Source organism: Micromonospora antibiotica (assembly GCF_017599305.1).
Taxonomy (GTDB): Bacteria; Actinomycetota; Actinomycetes; order Mycobacteriales; family Micromonosporaceae; genus Micromonospora; species Micromonospora antibiotica.
On record NZ_JAGFWR010000015.1, the window covers coordinates 128,493 to 144,374 of the forward strand.

Sequence of the window (15,882 nt, forward strand, 5' to 3'; positions counted from 1 at the left end):
TTCCTCCCTGCGGACGGGTGGGCTTTTGTCCACCTTCGGCGTGGGTCCATGACCGTATCGCGTCACCACCTGACCGCATAACGTAGTGGCCGGGTCTGGTGGACGTTCACGGTTCGCCGGTAGGTGCCACCAGGGGTGGACACGGGAGAGGCAGGGAGAGTGCGGGTGCGACTCGAACAGGGAATCGTCGCCAAGGTCACCCGGAACGGGCAGCTTGAGCTGACCGCCGAACGGAGCGGACTGCGATACCGGTTCGGAGCGACCGCCGCCGCGATGTGGATCGCGTTGCAGCAGCAGGGCGGTTCGCTGGAACGGGCGGCCGCTGTCCTGGCCCGGCAGTGGTCGGCTGATCCGGCGGCCACCCGACGGGACTTCGACGTCTGGCTGGAGGACATGCTCCGCGCCGGTCTGGTGCGGGTGGAGTGACCGGCAGGGAGGGGCTGTCCGCCGCGTCCGACGGCTGTGCCGGACCTACCCCTATCCGGCCCCCCTGCACGCGGGCGGCGTTCCGGTCGACGGTGCGTCGAACCCCTGTCCGGTGGGCCGGTGGGCGGGGGTCAGGCGTCGGCGGGCGGGTGGGTGGTGTCGGTGGAGTCGTTGACCGCGCCGACGATCACCCGCAGCGCCTCGGCCAGTTCCTTACCGGACGGGGCGGCCTCGGGGTCGAGCAACCGCTGCACCGTCAGTCCCGTCATCAACGCCAGCAGGAACGAGCCGACGGCCCTGCGGGTCTCCTCGGTGACGTGCTCACCGCCGTTGCGGATCACGAAGGTGGCCAGCGCCGGGCGGGCCCGGGTGTAGGTCTCGGCGAGTTGCTCCCGCAGCACCGGCAGGTGCTCGGCCAGCGCGAACGCCTCGATCCCGGCGACCCAGAGCGGCCGGTGGGTGCCGAACGACTCGACCAGGCCGGTCCACATCGACTCCAGTCGGTCCATGAGGTCGGGCTGGGTGCCGTCGCGCAGCACCCGGTCGATCTCGACGCCCCACTCCTCGAACGCCTGCACCAGGGCGGCGGTCAGCAGCGCCTCCTTGGAGCCGAAGTGGTACCCGATCGACGCCAGATTCGTATCCGACGCGGCGACGATGTCGCGGGCGGTGGTGCGTGTGTAGCCGCGCTCGTAGAGGCAGACCCTGGCCCCTGCCAGCAGGCGTTCCCGATGACCCACGGCGTCACCCTACTCGGAACCACCCCCTAATTCATCCACCGGATGTATACGTGCGTATAAATTCGGTGGTAGCTTTCGGCCATGGCTACAGCGCAGGCAAAGGCCGGCCGCCGCGAGTGGATCGGTCTCGCGGTACTCGTCATGGTGACACTGATCATCAGCATGGACATGACCGTGCTGTCGTACGCTCTGCCGTTCATCACGGCGGACCTTGAGCCGACCAGCAGTCAGCTCCTCTGGATCACGGACGTCTACGCCTTCGTGCTGGCCGGCCTGCTGATTCCGATGGGGACCCTGGGGGACCGGATCGGGCGCCGCCGGTTGCTGATGATCGGTGCGGCGGTGTTCGGTGTGGCATCCGTGGCCACGGCCCTCTCCAACAGTCCCGGCATGCTGATCGGGACCCGGGCGGTGATGGGTGCCGCCGGCGCGACGCTCATGCCGTCGACCATGTCGTTGATCCGCAACATGTTCCACGACGAGAACGAACGCCGGGCCGCGATCGGGCTCTGGGCGGCCGGCTTCTCCGCCGGTGGCGTCATCGGCCTGGTGGCCGGCGGCGCGCTGCTCCAGTACTTCTCCTGGGGCACCGTCTTCGAGATCAACGTGCCGATCATGCTGCTGTTGCTGATCCTGGCCCCGTTGCTGCTGCCCGAGTTCCGCAACGCCGCAGCCGGCCGGCTCGACCTGATCAGTACGGTGCTGGCCTTCGTCGCCGTGCTGCCGATGATCTGGGGCATCAAGCAGTTCGCCGAGGACGGCGTGGACTGGCCGCCGGTGGCCGGTGTGGTCGGCGGGCTGGTCTTCCTGGCGGTGTTCGTGCTGCGTCAGCGGCGACTCGCCGACCCGGTGATCGACGTGCGGCTGTTCCGTGCTCCCGCGTTCAGCGCGGCGGTGGTGATGAACGTGCTCGCCAACTTCGCGCTGGTCGGGTTCATGTTCTTCATCAGCCAGTACCTCCAGCTGGTGCTCGGGCTGCGCCCGTTCAGCGCCGGGCTGTGGTCGCTGCCCGCGGCCGGTGCGGCGGGTGTCGGCGCGGCGGTGCTGGCCCCGATGCTGGCGCAGCGCTTCCGGCGGGCCTACGTCGCCGCCGGTGGCCTGCTGGTGGGTGCCGCCGGTTGTCTGGTGCTCGCCCAGGTCGGCGACGAGTCGGGGCTGGCCCTGGTGGTGGTCGGCCAGGCGTTGATGACCGGCGGCATCGCGATGGTGCTGACGCTCAGCGCCGAGCTGATCGTCTCCACCGCGCCGCCCGAGCGGGCCGGTGCCGCCGCCGGGCTCTCCGAGACCGGCAGCCAGTTCGGCGCGGCGCTCGGTGTCGCGATCCTCGGCAGCATCGGCACGTTCGTCTACCGGCGGCAGCTGTCCGGCGACGCGCCCGACGGCGTGCCGGCGGACTCCTGGGCGACCGCCCGGGAGACCCTGGGCGGCGCCGTGCAGGAGAGCCGGACGCTCTCCGCCACCGCGGCGGACACGCTGGTGACGCTGGCCCGGGCCGCCTTCGCCACCGAGCTGCGGGCCGCCGCGCTCGCCTCGGCCGGCATCCTGGTGGTGACGGCGGTGCTGGCCGCGGTGCTGCTGCGCAACGTGGGCGCCTCGGTGCCCGGCCAGGGCCCGGCGGACGGTCCGACCGACTCCACCGCCATCCCCGCTGACGCCCCCGGTGCCCCGGCGGGTCACGTCGACCCGGAGCGGACGGTCGACCCCATGTCGTCCGGCGCGGGTGTCGAGGACGCCGACCGTGGCGACACCGACCCGGGGCCGGTGGTCCGGATCGGACCCGAGTCCACCGGGCAACCCGTCCGGCCGGCGCACCCGGTGGCCTGACCACGTTCGACCACCCGGAGGTGGCGCTCCCGCTCGTCGGGAGCGCCACCTCCGGGCATTCGGCCTCCTGGCCCCCACCCGTCCCGGCGGGCTAGGGGGCCACCGCTGTGCTTAGGGGTTGTCCCGGCGTTTCGGGCGTTCCTACGCTCGCTTCGACAGCGGGCACCGGCGTCGCAGGGAGGGCGTCAGCACCACGCGTGACGGCGGATCCGGGCACCGGCCGAGACGGCGGTCCGGGCCGGCCGGGTGCGCCCGTTGGAGACGTCCCACTGCGGGGCGCACCCGCAGTGTCGACCCGTAGAGGACCAGTGATGACGGCAACGCTCGAGAACGACCTCTGGGTGCGGCGGTTCCATCCGGCACCGTCCAGCGCGATCCGGTTGGTGGCGATGCCGCACGCCGGGGGCTCGGCCAGCTACCTGTTTCCGGTGTCCCGGGCCCTCTCGCCCGCGGTGGACGTGCTGGCGATCCAGTACCCGGGTCGACAGGACCGCCGGCACGAGCCGGTCCTGGACTCCATCGCCGACCTGGCCGACGGGGTGTTCGAGGCGCTCACCCCGTGGCTGGACCGCCCGGTGGCGCTCTTCGGCCACAGCATGGGTGCGGTGCTCGGCTACGAGGTCGGGTTGCGCCTGCAACGGCATACGGGTCGGCCGCCGGTGCGGCTGTTCGCCTCGGGCCGTCGGGCCCCGTCCCGGGTCCGGGACGAGCGCTACGTGCACACCCGCGACGACGCCGGGGTGCTGCGGGAGCTGGCCCGGCTCAGTGGCTCGGACCCACGGGTGCTGGGCGATCCCGAGCTGCTGCCGATGATCCTGCCCGCCGTGCGGGGGGACTACAAGGCGGTGGAGACCTACCGGGCCGACCCGGATCAGCTGCTGGACGCCCCGATCACGGTGCTGACCGGTGACGCGGACCCGATGACCACCCTGGACGAGGCGCGGGACTGGGCCCGGCACACCACCGGCGAGTGTGACGTGCGGGTGTATCCGGGTGGGCACTTCTATCTCAACGACCACGCCGCCGACGTGATCCGGCTGATCGGTGCCGAGCTGGCGCAGGCGCAGCAGGGCGGACCGACCGGCTGACCCGACCGGGACCCGGTCGGGTCCGACCGCGCCGGCGCGGTGGTGACGTCCGACCAGGACACCGGGCCTGCGGGGGTGGTGACGTCCGACCGGGGCACCGTGCCGGCGGGGCGGTCACGGGCACCGGTACGACGACGGGCGGGTCACCGGCGCACCGGTGACCCGCCCGTCGTACCCGTCATTCGGCGATCTTGGTCCGCATGGTCCACTGGAAGACCACCACCCGCGAGGCGTCGTCATTGAGGCCGTCGTGGTCGCCCGAGCGTTCGAAGTGTTCGTAGCCGCCCAGATAGGGCACCTTGATCCGGCCGGTGCCGACCGGTGCGCTGTGGGCGCGATCGGTGGCCGGCAGGCCGACCGGTCCGCCCTCGAGCACGACGTCGAAGTGGTCACCGCCGCGAACGTCGCTGAACCGCCGCGCGCTGCTCACCCGGGTGAGATCGTCCACGCTTTCCTCCTCGGCTGGGGGCAAGGGCGCGGCGGACACCGTGTTCCGCGTCACTGCCCTCGGATGTCTCCAGCGTGGCGGCACCACTGGCCCGCGCATACCCGGAAGCGACCCCTAACCCGCCGGCCGTCGACCAGATTTCAGCGGCCGGCCAACCTGCGGTTACTTTGCGGCCCGGTGGGTCGCATTTGTGATAGCCCCGGCGATGTCGCAAGGGCGACAGCATTGACCAGAGCTTATGAATTGCATCTGTAATAGTGTCGTCTTCTCGCTGAAACTCAATTTTTGCTCAAGAGTAGATTGCCCGATTCGCTGCTTCTCGTCCGGTCGGTGGTGGTGTGCCGACGTGGGCGGGATCGGTGCGGGCCGGGAGAGTTGGCCCGAAAAATTCCGGTACGAACCCTCTGCCGGAGTCATTTCGCAGGTCAACGCGCTGTCCGACGGGCCGAATCTGCGGCTATCCGTGCAGGTCGGAGGGGGCGGGACGGTTGTTCGATCATGTAATTGCTACCGAGTAGTAATTTTTCGGCCGACGCCAACAATCCGACATAACGCCATGGCCGTGCGTAATATCGATGACGAAGTATCACCACCCCACTACCGTCTTGTACGGGTGTCTATGTATGCTGTGCTCGCCGTCGGGACGCGGTGAAAGCCATCAATCAATTGGCAGTCATCATTGCATGACCTGGTTTGCCGGCTGACGTGGTCAGTGGCCGGGTGGGTCCCGGCGGCCCGCGTGGCATCGAGCCGAAGGGTCTCGCCGGGGGGCCCGTCCGTAGTCGGCGGCACCCTCGTTCGATGCGTCATCGCTGACCTGGGGGGAGACGGGTGGAATTTGTGGAGAGAAGCCGCGAGCTTGACATCTTGCGGGACCTTTACTCCGGAAGCGTCACGGGCAGGGGGCGGGTCGCGCTGATCAGCGGCCCCGGTGCCACGGGCAAGACCGAGTTGTTGCGGGCCTTCGCCGACCACGTCGGCGCAGCGGGCGGGCTGGTGCTGCGGGCTGCCTGCTCCCGGGCGGAACGCCTGCTGCCCGCCGCCGTGATGGGGCAACTGTTCCACAGCGTGCCGCTGCCGGACGAGGTGATGCGGCGCATCGGCGCGTTCGTCGACATCGAGGGCGTCACGACCGGAGGGGACGCCGAGATCAGGGCCGTGCACGCGATGTGTGTCGAGCTGATCGACATCGCCCGCGCCCGCCCTCTCGTCCTGCTCGTCGACGACGTCGAGTTCGCCGACGAGACGACCCTGCACACCCTGCTCTACCTGCAACGGCGCCTCACCGCCGCGCAGATCCTGGTGGTGCTCACCGAGTCGCCGCAGCCGCAGCCGTTCCACCCGGAGTTCCGGGCCGAGATCAGCCGGCAGGCGAGCTTCTGCAACATCCAGCTGTCGCCGCTGTCCGAGGCGGGCGTCGCCGAGCTGCTGCGCGGTTGGGTCGACGACGAGACGGCGGCGGCGCTCGCCCCGGCGTACCACGGGGTCAGCGGCGGCAATCCGCTGCTGCTGCACGCGCTCGGCCAGGACCGGCGGGTCGCCGGCTCGACGGAGGTCGCCGAGGTGGTCGTCGGCGACCAGTTCCGCCAGGCGGTCCTGGCCTGCCTGCGACGCTGGGACCCGACGATCCTGGAGACGGCCCACGGGCTCGCCCTGCTCGGTGACCTCGCCACCCCGGCGCTGCTGGCCCGGCTGCTGGACACCAAGCCGGCCCGGGTCCAGTGGGTACTCAACGCGCTGACGATGTCCGGCCTGCTGCACGCCGGGCGGTTCCGGCACCCGGCGGCACGGGCGGCGGTCCTGCACGATCTGACCCCGGAGGCGCTGGCCGAGATGCACGCCCGGGCGGCGGAGCTGCTGCACGCCGAAGGTGCCCCGGCCCCGGCGATCGGTGGGCACCTGCTCGCCGCGGGCGGCCTGGCCGAGCCGTGGGCGATCACGGTGCTCCAGGACTCGGCGACCCACGCGCTGGCCGAGGACCGGGTCGACGACGCGGTGGAGTCACTGAAGCTGGCCCACGACATGTGCGACGACGTCCCCCGCCGGGCGGCGCTCACCGCGACGTTGGCCGCCTGCCAGTGGCGGATCAACCCGGCAGCGGTGAGCCAGCACCTCCAGTCCCAGCGTGACGCCCTGCGGGCCGGGCACCTCTCCGAACGCCACGCCGCCGCGCTGCTGCGCTACCAGCTCTGGCACGGTCACCGGGCGGACGCCCAGGAGACCCTGCGGCACCTGCGGGACACCCGCCAGCAGCTCGACGCCACCACCGCCGCCGAGCTGGAGGGGTGCGCCGAGTGGCTGCGGCTGCACTTCCCGGTGGCGTTCGCCGAGCTCGACGCCGACGCCGACGCCGGCCCGGCGGTCACGCCGGCCGGGACCCCGGCGCGTTCCGACGGCTCACTCGGGTCGGCCACCCCCTCCCTGACCGCCGTGCTCACCGACGGGGTGACCGACGAGGTGATCGCCCGCGCCGAACAGGTGCTCGGCAGCCATCTGCTCGTCGACGTCGGGCTGGAGTCGGCGCTGTGCGCGTTGCAGACGCTGGTCTACGCCGACCGGATGGACCGTGCGGTGCACTGGTGCGACGTGCTGGGCGCCGAGGCGGGCGCCCGGGGGGCCACCACCTGGCACGCCATCCTGTCCGACGTCCGGTCGCACATCGCGCTGCGCCAGGGTGACCTGCCGCTCAGCGAGCGGTTCGCCCGCGAGGCGCTGGACGCGATGTCGCCGCACAACTGGGGGGTGGCGATCGGCTCGCCGTTGTCCAACATGCTGCTCGCCATGATCGGCATGGACAAGCTCGACGAGGCCGAGGCGCAGCTCAAACACGTCATCCCGGACGCCATGCGGGACACCTGGTTCTGGCCGTTGTATCTGCGGGCCCGTGGCCACCTGCACCTGGCCGGGGGGCGGGTGCACGCGGCGTTGGCCGACTTCGAGACCTGCGGGCAGTTGGCCACCCAGTGGGGGATGGACCTGCCGGCCCTGCTGCCCTGGCGGGGCGACCTGGCCCAGGTCTACCTGCGTTCGGGCCGGCCCGAACGGGCCCGCGCCATGGTGACCGAGCAACTGTCCCGGCCCGGTGCCGAGAACGCCCGGACCAGGGGGGTCTCCCTGCGGCTGCTCGGTTCCGCGCTCGACGTCAAGCAACGGGTCAACACCCTGCGCCAGGCGGCCAACCTGCTCCAGGAATCCGGCGACCGCTACCAACTCTTCCTCGCCCTGGCCGCGCTGAGCAGCGCCCACTACGGGCGGGGCGAGTTCAACACCTCCCGGGTGGTGGCCCGCAGCGCGTTGCAGCTCGCCAAGGACATCCAGGCGCAGGCGCTGTGCCGGCGGCTGCTGCCCGGCGGCGACGCGGCCGGCGGCGACGACCCGGACGCCCCACCGGAGCACGAGGAGATGTCCCGGCTCAGCGACGCCGAGCAGCGGGTCGCCACCCTGGCCGCGCTCGGCCACACCAACCGGGAGATCGGCAAGAAGCTCTACATCACGGTGAGCACGGTCGAACAGCACCTCACCCGGGTCTACCGGAAGCTGAACGTCCGGCGTCGCACCGAGCTGTCACTGGGACTGCCGATGGACGCGGCCGGGGCCGGGCTGCTGGCCGTCGGATCGGGCGGCAGCGAGCGGTCCTGGCCGCAGTGGGAGTCGGCGGTCCAGGCGAGCTGAGCCGCCGCAGGTGCCGATTCCGGGGTGGGCCTAGGCCCACCCCTTCGGGTCATTAGCTCCATTGAGCCGTATCGGCCCGATCCATACCGTGAACATGTACCCACCGCCGTTCGGCGACGTTCTTTTGCGGGGAGCATGAGGTGGACAGAAACAAGGACCGGCGCACGCCGACCAGCGGTGCCGATGCGGTGCGGCTGGACGATGTACGCAAGACGTACGGCCGGGGTGAGAACCGGGTCGACGCGCTGCGGGGCGTGACGATGAGCTTCCCCCGGGGCAGCTTCACCGCCGTGATGGGGCCCTCGGGCTCCGGCAAGAGCACGTTCCTGCACTGCGCGGCGGGGCTCGACGTGCCCTCGTCCGGCTCGGTGGTGCTGGACGGCAAGGAACTCAGTGGCATGAACGAGAACCAGCTGACCCGGCTGCGCCGGGAGCGGGTCGGCTTCATCTTCCAGGCGTTCAACCTGATGCCGGCGTTGAACGTGGAGCAGAACGTGGGCCTGCCGTTCCGGCTGGCCGGCCGCCGGCCCGACCGCCACTCCGTGGTGGAGGTGCTGGGTCGGGTGGGGCTGGCCGAGCGGCGCAAGCACCTGCCGAGCGAGCTGTCCGGCGGTCAGCAGCAGCGGGTCGCGATCGCGCGGGCGCTGATCATGCGACCGGCCGTGATCTTCGCCGACGAGCCGACCGGCGCGCTGGACACCCAGACCACCATCGAGGTGCTGCAACTGCTCCGTGAGACGGTGTCCAGCGGGGGACAGACCATCATCATGGTGACCCACGACCCGGTCGCCGCAGCCGCCGCGCACCGGGTGCTGTTCCTCGCCGACGGCCAGTTCATCGGGGAGCTGGAGGCGCCGACCGCCGACGTGGTGGCCGAGCGGATGACCCACCTGACCGCGTGGCAGCAGAACCGGGCGGCGCAGTCCACCGGCAGGGGTGGCTTCTGATGACGTACCTCGCGTGGCGCACCCTGCGCTACCGCAAGCTCGCGTTCATCGCGACGTTCATCGCGGTCTTCTTCGGTGTGGCGCTGATCGTCGCCTGCGGTGGTCTGATGGAGACCGGCATCCGGATGGCGGTCCCGCCGCAGCGGCTGGCGGCGGCCGACGTGGTGGTCAGCGGCAAGCAGACCTACGGTGTGCCCAAGAAGGACCCGCAGGACACCAAGAACATCAAGTCGGTGCCGCTGGCCGAGCGGTACTGGATCGATCCGGGCCTGGTCAGCAAGATCCAGGGGGTGCCCGGGGTCGAGCGGGCGGTGGCCGAGTCGTCCTTCGCCGCCACCGTCGTGCGCAACGGCGCACCCGTGATCGTCGGCACCCAGTCGCTGGGGCACGGGTGGGAGTCGGCGCAGCTCGGGCCGTACCGGCTCGACGGGCAGCCCCCCGCGCAGGCCGGGCAGGTCGTGTTGGACCGGGCGGTGGCCAAGCTCGCCCGGGTCAAGGTCGGTGACCGGGTCGACGTCGTGGTCGGTGGGGTGACCTCCGCCTTCCAGGTCAGCGGCATCGCCACCCCACCGGGTGAGGTGAGCCAGTCGGCGCTGTTCTTCTCCGGCGACGACGAGCGGCGGCTCAACCCGCACACCGGCACCTCCGACGCGATCGGGGTGCTGGCCAAGCCCGGCACCGACGTGGAGGCGCTGCGCGAGCGGATCGAGCGGACCCTCGCCGACCGTAAGCTCGTCGTGCTCACCGGCGACGACCGGGGCGCGGCCGAGTTCCCCGAGGCGGTCGGCGGCCAGGCGCAGCTCATCCCGCTCTCCGGTGTCTTCGCCGGCATGACGGTCTTCGTGGCGATCTTCGTGGTCGCCAGCACCCTGGGCCTGTCGGTGCAGCAGCGGCAGAAGGAGATCGCGCTGCTGCGCTCGATCGGTGCGACGCCCCGGCAGATCCGGACGATGGTGCGCCGTGAGGCGCTGGTGGTCGCCGTCGGCGCGGCGATCCTCGGCTGCGCCCCCGGGGTGTTCCTCGGGCCGCTGCTCTATCACATCGTCTCCGACGCGGGGGTCATCTCGCCGGTGGTCGAGTTCCACCAGGGCTTCGTCCCCTACCTGGCGGCCCCCGCCATCGGGATCTTCGCCGCGATGGTGGCCGCCTACGTGGCCGGGCGACGCCCCTCCAAGATCCGGCCCACCGCCGGTATCGCCGAGGCCGCCGTCCAGCGCAAGTGGGTGAGCTGGCCCCGGGTGGTGTTCTCCATCCTGTTCTTCGCCGCCGGGTTCGCGCTGATCCTGGTGACGGCGATCGTCATGCAGGGCGCGGTGGCCTCCGCGACCGCCGGGCCGGCGGTGATGTGCTGGGCGATCTCGATCGCGTTGATCAGTCCGGGGCTGACCCGGCTGTTCGCCGCCGTGCTCAGCGTGCCGGTGCGGGCGTTCTTCGGGCTGGCCGGCTACCTCGGCACGGTCAACGTCCGGACCCGCGCCGTCCGGGTGGCCTCCGCGGTCACCCCGATCATGCTGGCGGTGGCGCTGGCGGTGGCCAACTTCTACCTCCAGACCACCCAGAACGAGGCCGCCGAGCGGTACTACTCCGACAACCTGCGGGCCGACCTGGTGCTCAGCTCCACCACCGGCGGTTTCCCCGCCGAGACGGTGGAGGCGCTGCGGTCCGCGCCGGGCGTCGAGGACGCGTCCGCGTACGTGACCAGCGCCGGGTGGATCAACAAGCCGTACGACGGGTCGCATGTGGAGTCGCCCTGGCCGTTGCAGGGGGTGAGCGGGGCCAGCGCCGCCAGCATCACCGGTGTGCGCACGAGCGCCGGCAACCTGGGTGACCTCAGGGGTGACACCGTCGCGCTGCCCGAGGTCGCCGGCAAGAACGTCGGCGTCGGCGTCGGTGACCAGATCACCCTGCGGCTCGGTGACCGGTCGGCAGTCGACCTGCGGGTGGTGGCGCTCTACCCGGCCAAGAAGGGGTTCGAGACGATCCTGCTCCCGGCCGATCTGCTCGCCGCGCACAGCACCACCGGGCTGTCCCGGCAGATCCTGGTCACCGCCGAGCCCGGCACCAGCCGGGACGCGCTGACGGCGAGCCTGCGGGAGAAGGTCGCCGGTCACCCGGGCACCATGATCGAGGGCCGCGACGCGATCACCACGTTCGCCGAGCGGACCAAGACCCAGGCGTGGGTCAACTACCTGCTCGTGGCGCTGGTCGCCGGCTACACCATGATCTCGGTGGCGAACACCCTGATCGTGGCGACCGCCGGCCGACGCCGGGAGCTGGGCATGCAACGGCTCATCGGCGCCACCCGCAAGCAGGCCCTCCAGATGCTCAGCGTGGAGGCGGGCATGGTCGCCGTCATCGGTGTGGTGCTCGGCACCATCGCCTCCGTCGCCACACTGCTGCCGTTCAGCATCGTGGTGCTCGGGCGACCGGTGCCCTCCGGGCCGATCTGGATCTACCTGGCCGTGGTGGCGGGTGCGGCGGTGCTGGCCTTCGCCGCCACCGTGCTGCCCGGTCGCCGGGTGATGCTCACCCGACCGGCGGAAGCAGCGGTCGCCGTCGAGTAGGAACGCGCCCCACAGCGCCGTTGGTGCCCCCGGTCACCCCGACCGGGGGCACCACCGTGTGTCCGGGTCCCCGGGGCGACCTACCGTTGGGACGATCGGCCGGTGGCGGCCCGGGACAGACGCGACCGGCTGTCCGAAACAGACGGCCGGTGACGGTCCGGAACGGACGGCGGGGCGTCAGGAGACGTCGGCGCGGGTGCCGTTGAGGTACGCCAGCACGGCCAGCACCCGACGGTTGCTGTCATCGGCCGGGGTCAGGTCGAGTTTGGTGAAGATGCTGGTGGTGTACTTGGCGACCGCGCCCTGGCTGACGATGAGGCGCTGCGCGATGGCCGTATTTGAACATCCTTCGGCCATCAGCTTCAACACCTCCCGCTCGCGTGGGGTGAGGGTCGACAGCGGCTCCCGGCGGGACCGGCCGGCCAGCAACTGCGAGATGACCTGCGGGTCCATCGCGGTGCCCCCGTCGGCGACCCGGCGGATGGCGTCCACGAACTGGTCGCTGTTGAGCACCCGGTCCTTGAGCAGGTAGCCGATGCCGCCGCTGGCGTCGGCGAGCAGCTCCTTGGCGTACAGCTGCTCGACGTGCTGGGAGAGCACCAGGATGGGCAGGCCGGGGCAGCGCCGCCGGGCTTCCAGGGCAGCCTGGAGGCCCTCGTCGGTGAACGTGGGCGGCAGTCGCACGTCGACCACCGCGACCTCCGGGCGGAGGGTCACCAGGGCGTCGAGCAGTGCCGGTCCGTTGTCGACCGCCGCGACGATCTCGAAGTCGTACGATTCGAGGAGCTGGACCATTCCCTGTCTCAGAAGGAAGAGGTCCTCGGCGAGTACAACGCGCACGGCAGCTCCAGGATCGCGACGGTCGGCCCACCTTCGGGACTGCTGAGGACGAGCGTCCCGTCGAACGTAGCACAGCGCCGTTCGATGCCCCGGAGTCCGGTGCCGAGCGAGGCGTCGGCCCCGCCCTGACCGTTGTCGATCACCACGGCCCGCAGCGCGCCGTCCTCGTGCCGCAGGTCGATGCTGGCCCGGTCGGCGTTGGCGTGCTTGACGATGTTGGTCAGCAGCTCGGACAGGGCGAAGTAGACGGCGGACTCCGCCGGGGCGGCCAACCGGCCGGGCACGTCGGCGGTGACGTCGACGTCGATCGGGCTCTCCAGCGCGATGGCCCGGATGGCATCCTCCAATCCCCGCTCGGCGAGCACCGGGGGGTGGATGCCCCGGATCAGGCAACGCAGCTCCTCCAGCGCGGAGGCGGTGGCGTTGCGCGCGTCGACCAGCAGGGTCTCCGCGACGTCCGGATTGGTCCGCAGCTGCCGGGTGGCCGCGCCGAGCTTCATGCCGATCGCGACCAGCCGTGCCTGTGCCCCGTCGTGCAGGTCCCGTTCGATCCGGCGCAGCTCGGTGGCCTGGATGTTGATCACATCCGAGCGGGTCTCGGAGAGGTGCCGCATCCGGGAGGCGATCTCCGCCCGTTCGCTCGGGCCGAGCAGCGTACGGGCGAAGTAGGCGTGCCCGGCCACCACCCCCGGGGAGGCGGCCACCCAGATCGCGAACACCACGAGGCTGACCAGCGCCCCGAGCACCGCGTGCGGCCAGGTGTCCATCGGGGTGAAGCCGTACCAGAAGTCCACCCCGGACTCGCGCATCAGCATCCAGAACCCGGCGGAGAGCACCAACCCCTCCACCGAGTAGACCAGCAGGGTCACCGGCAGCAGGCCGAGCACGAAGCCGACGAACACGTTGAGCAGGAGGAACAGCAGGTCACGCCAGGTCGCCGGGTCGGTGAGGATGGACCGGCAGCGCTGCACCCAGCCGACCACGCCCCGCTCGGTGGGCGGCGCGGGGAGGTAGGGCGTGGCGATCGGCACCCCGGCCCGGCCGGCGAGATCCCGGCACAGCCCGGTGACCCGGCGGACCAGCGGGGTGACCAGGGGCAACAGCAGCACCCCGACGCCGAGCGAGATGAACGCCGTGGCGAGCACGGTGGCGACGAGCAGGGCCAGGCTGAGCGCGGCGCTGGCGACGAGCAGCACACCGCGCCCGGTGGCGTACAGCGCCCGCGACAGGGCCCGCCCGGTGAGTCCCGTGGCGGTGGCGACGTCCATGTCCTGCGGCTCCCCGGTCACGGCAGATCGATGGTGGTGCCCGCACTCAGTGGTGTGTCGTGGACGACCAGTTGGCGCAACTCGGTGCCGACCGGCGTGTCGTAGACCAGTGATCCGCTGACCGTCGCGCCGGGCTTGATGTTCTTCGTCAACCGCTGCGTGTCCGGATAGTAGAGCAGTGACCGGGTGTCCGGTGTGTAACCACGCCCGTCGACGTCGACCAGCCGTTGGCTGAGCGGCCAGACAATGGTGCCCTTGGACCCTTTGTTGACCACGTCGACGTCGACCATGCAGAACACGCCGTCCGCCTTCTGGGTCAGCGGCCAGAACCCGATCTCCCGCGACCCGCAGTGCACCCCCCGTACGGTGAATTCCAGCGACCCGTCCTGGCCGCTCGCGGTGGCGGGGGTGGGGCTCGGGGTGGGCGACGGGCTCGGGGTGGGGCTCGGCGTGACGCTGACCGGCGCGGACGGGTCCGGCCCGGCGGCCGGTGCGCCCCGCTGGTCGGCCTGGCGCAGCGCGACCACGCCCAGCACGACGGCGGCGACCACCGCCACCACCCCGGTCAACACCGCCGGCCAGGACGGCGGCGACCGGTGCGGCTGCGGCGGAGCGACCAGGGTGGCCGGCTGACCCACGACCGGATACCACCGGGTGCCGTCGAGCTGCTCGGTGGTCGCGGCGACCGGCTCCACCGCCGACCGGATGCTCGCCGTGTCGGCGCTGCCGACCAGGATCAGCATCGCCTCCCGGGCGGTGGGCCGCTGCCGGGGGTCGGTACGCAGCGCCCGGGCGACCACCGCGGCCAGGCCGGCGGGCAGTCCACTCAGGTCGGGCCCGCCGGCCTGGTGGACCCGGGGGTCGACCGGCAGCCGACCGGTGGCGGCCCAACCGACGAGGATGCCCCAGGCGTAGACGTCGGCGGGCTGGGCCGGGGGGAAGCCGGCGAGCCGTTCCGGGGCCAACCAGCCCGGGGTGCCGTACGAGGGACCGGTGGTCGGGTCGAGGACCTCGATCAGGCTCGCCAACCCGAAGTCGATGACCTTCGGCCCGAACGGGGACAGCAGCACGTTGCGGGGGGTCAGGTCGCCGTGGGCCAGCCCGGCGGCGTGGATCGCGGTGAGCCCGGCGGCCACGCCGACGGCCAGCGCCTCGGCCTGGGGCCCGGAGAGCGAGCCGTGCCGGGTCACGTGCTCGTGCAGGGACGACCCGGTCACGTACTCCGTGACGAGGTAGGGGACCGGCCCCTGCGGGTCGGCGTCGAGCACCCGGGCGGTGCAGAAGTCGGCCACCCGGCCGGCGGCGGCGACCTCCCGGGTGAACCGTCGCCGGAACTCCGGCCGGGACCGCAGCTCGTCGTGGACGACCTTGACCGCCACCCGGCTCCCGCCCGGCGCCTCGGCCAGGAAGACCACCCCCATGCCGCCGGACCCGAGCAGGCGGCGTAGCCGGTAGGGTCCGACATGGTCCGGATCACCCGGCCGAAGCGGCGACCCCGGCTCGGCCACTGCGCCGCTGGTCAGCTCGCCCATGTAGACAAGTGTCCCATGGCGGGTCGAGGCCCGCGCCCCCTCAGCCGTCCCCGCTGGACGCCCCGTGGGGACGCCGTGCGGGCCTGCGCTGGGGACGCCTGGTAGGGGATCGCTAAGGGTTGGCAGGGCCGGGGGCGGACCCTAGCGTGTGGTCGCACGCGCTCGCCGGCGCTTGATGCGGTCGGCGACCCCGCCGGCTGACGACGGGGTCGCCGACCCCGGTGGTACGGGCTGCCGCCGATGCGGCACCGACAACCGATGGTCGCGCCGGCGTCGCCGGGGACCACCGCGCCGGCCACCGCGCCGTCGTCGTGGTGCGCGCCGCCCGGACTAGAGAGGGACGTGAGCACCCATGACCCCGACGACACGGTACGACGATGCGCAGCCGCCGGGCGGCGGGACCCCCGGCCCCAAGCAGATCCGTCAGTTGGACCGGGTGGTGATCCGGTTTGCGGGTGACTCGGGTGATGGGATGCAGTTGACGGGGGACAGGTTCACCTCGGAGACGGCGCAGTTGGGGAATGATATTTCGA

At 71.8% G+C, this 15,882-nt stretch carries 12 protein-coding genes; 7 read left to right on the forward strand and 5 right to left on the reverse strand.

The features are described from left to right. Nucleotides 1-165 precede the first annotated feature (165 nt). Complete coding sequence (locus tag JQN83_RS22555) at nt 166-426, forward strand: PqqD family peptide modification chaperone (RefSeq protein WP_307799579.1); 261 nt, start codon at nt 166-168, stop codon at nt 424-426. A gap of 131 nt (nt 427-557) precedes the next feature. Here JQN83_RS22555 and JQN83_RS22560 read toward each other — a convergent pair whose 3' ends face one another. Next, nucleotides 558-1,166, reverse strand: a complete 609-nt coding sequence (locus JQN83_RS22560) for a TetR/AcrR family transcriptional regulator (RefSeq protein ID WP_208569140.1) — start codon at nt 1,164-1,166, stop codon at nt 558-560. An 81-nt stretch (nt 1,167-1,247) separates the two neighbouring features. Here JQN83_RS22560 and JQN83_RS22565 point away from each other — a divergent pair, with 81 nt between their 5' ends. Together JQN83_RS22565 and JQN83_RS22570 are read left to right on the forward strand one after the other, a co-directional pair. Further along, complete coding sequence (locus JQN83_RS22565) at nt 1,248-2,990, forward strand: MFS transporter (RefSeq protein ID WP_208569141.1); 1,743 nt, start codon at nt 1,248-1,250, stop codon at nt 2,988-2,990. Nucleotides 2,991-3,301: 311 nt separating this feature from the next. Then, nucleotides 3,302-4,078, forward strand: a complete 777-nt coding sequence (locus JQN83_RS22570; RefSeq protein WP_208569142.1) for a thioesterase II family protein — start codon at nt 3,302-3,304, stop codon at nt 4,076-4,078. A 178-nt stretch (nt 4,079-4,256) separates the two neighbouring features. Here the strand turns inward: JQN83_RS22570 and JQN83_RS22575 are convergent, their stop codons facing one another. Then, complete coding sequence (locus JQN83_RS22575) at nt 4,257-4,526, reverse strand: DUF5988 family protein (RefSeq protein WP_208569143.1); 270 nt, start codon at nt 4,524-4,526, stop codon at nt 4,257-4,259. An 831-nt stretch (nt 4,527-5,357) separates the two neighbouring features. On the opposite strand from JQN83_RS22575, the gene JQN83_RS34195 reads away from it, so the two are divergent. The 3 genes from JQN83_RS34195 to JQN83_RS22590 all read left to right on the forward strand — a co-directional run bounded on the left by JQN83_RS34195 (nt 5,358) and on the right by JQN83_RS22590 (nt 11,709). After that, the gene (locus JQN83_RS34195) at nt 5,358-8,198 is read left to right on the forward strand and encodes a helix-turn-helix transcriptional regulator (protein ID WP_208569144.1); all 2,841 of its coding nucleotides are present in this window, start codon (nt 5,358-5,360) and stop codon (nt 8,196-8,198) included. A 140-nt stretch (nt 8,199-8,338) separates the two neighbouring features. After that, nucleotides 8,339-9,145 (forward strand): ABC transporter ATP-binding protein, encoded by an 807-nt coding sequence (locus JQN83_RS22585; RefSeq protein WP_208569145.1) that lies wholly within the window; start codon nt 8,339-8,341, stop codon nt 9,143-9,145. Continuing rightward, nucleotides 9,145-11,709 carry an FtsX-like permease family protein gene (locus tag JQN83_RS22590; protein ID WP_208569146.1) on the forward strand — a complete coding sequence of 855 codons (2,565 nt, stop codon included), beginning with the start codon at nt 9,145-9,147 and terminating at the stop codon, nt 11,707-11,709. Before JQN83_RS22585 ends, JQN83_RS22590 begins: the two co-directional genes overlap by 1 nt. 177 nt (nt 11,710-11,886) lie before the next feature. Here the strand turns inward: JQN83_RS22590 and JQN83_RS22595 are convergent, their stop codons facing one another. Genes JQN83_RS22595 through JQN83_RS22605 form a run of 3 tightly spaced genes read right to left on the reverse strand, consistent with a single transcriptional unit; the run spans nt 11,887 to nt 15,349 of the window. After that, entirely contained in the window at nt 11,887-12,549 is a 663-nt protein-coding gene (locus tag JQN83_RS22595; RefSeq protein ID WP_208569147.1) for a response regulator, read from the reverse strand. Further along, a complete protein-coding gene (locus JQN83_RS22600; protein WP_208569159.1) occupies nt 12,513-13,817 on the reverse strand; it encodes a sensor histidine kinase in 1,305 nt (434 codons plus the stop codon). The genes JQN83_RS22595 and JQN83_RS22600 overlap by 37 nt, the downstream gene beginning before the upstream one ends. Nucleotides 13,818-13,834: 17 nt before the next feature. Next, nucleotides 13,835-15,349, reverse strand: a complete 1,515-nt coding sequence (locus JQN83_RS22605) for a serine/threonine-protein kinase (protein WP_208569148.1) — start codon at nt 15,347-15,349, stop codon at nt 13,835-13,837. A 352-nt stretch (nt 15,350-15,701) separates the two neighbouring features. On the opposite strand from JQN83_RS22605, the gene JQN83_RS22610 reads away from it, so the two are divergent. Beyond that, on the forward strand, nt 15,702-15,882 hold a 181-nt coding region (locus JQN83_RS22610), incomplete at its 3' end, for a hypothetical protein (protein ID WP_208569149.1).

Excerpts from the sequence above, each read along its gene's own strand:
- JQN83_RS22565 (WP_208569141.1), top strand. The coding sequence starts at position 1,248 with ATGGCTACAGCGCAGGCAAAGGCCGGCCGCCGCGAGTGGATCGGTCTC.
- JQN83_RS22570 (WP_208569142.1), top strand. The coding sequence starts at position 3,302 with ATGACGGCAACGCTCGAGAACGACCTCTGGGTGCGGCGGTTCCATCCG.
- JQN83_RS22590 (WP_208569146.1), top strand. The coding sequence starts at position 9,145 with ATGACGTACCTCGCGTGGCGCACCCTGCGCTACCGCAAGCTCGCGTTC.
- JQN83_RS22600 (WP_208569159.1), bottom strand. The coding sequence starts at position 13,817 with ATGGACGTCGCCACCGCCACGGGACTCACCGGGCGGGCCCTGTCGCGG.
- JQN83_RS22605 (WP_208569148.1), bottom strand. The coding sequence starts at position 15,349 with ATGGGCGAGCTGACCAGCGGCGCAGTGGCCGAGCCGGGGTCGCCGCTT.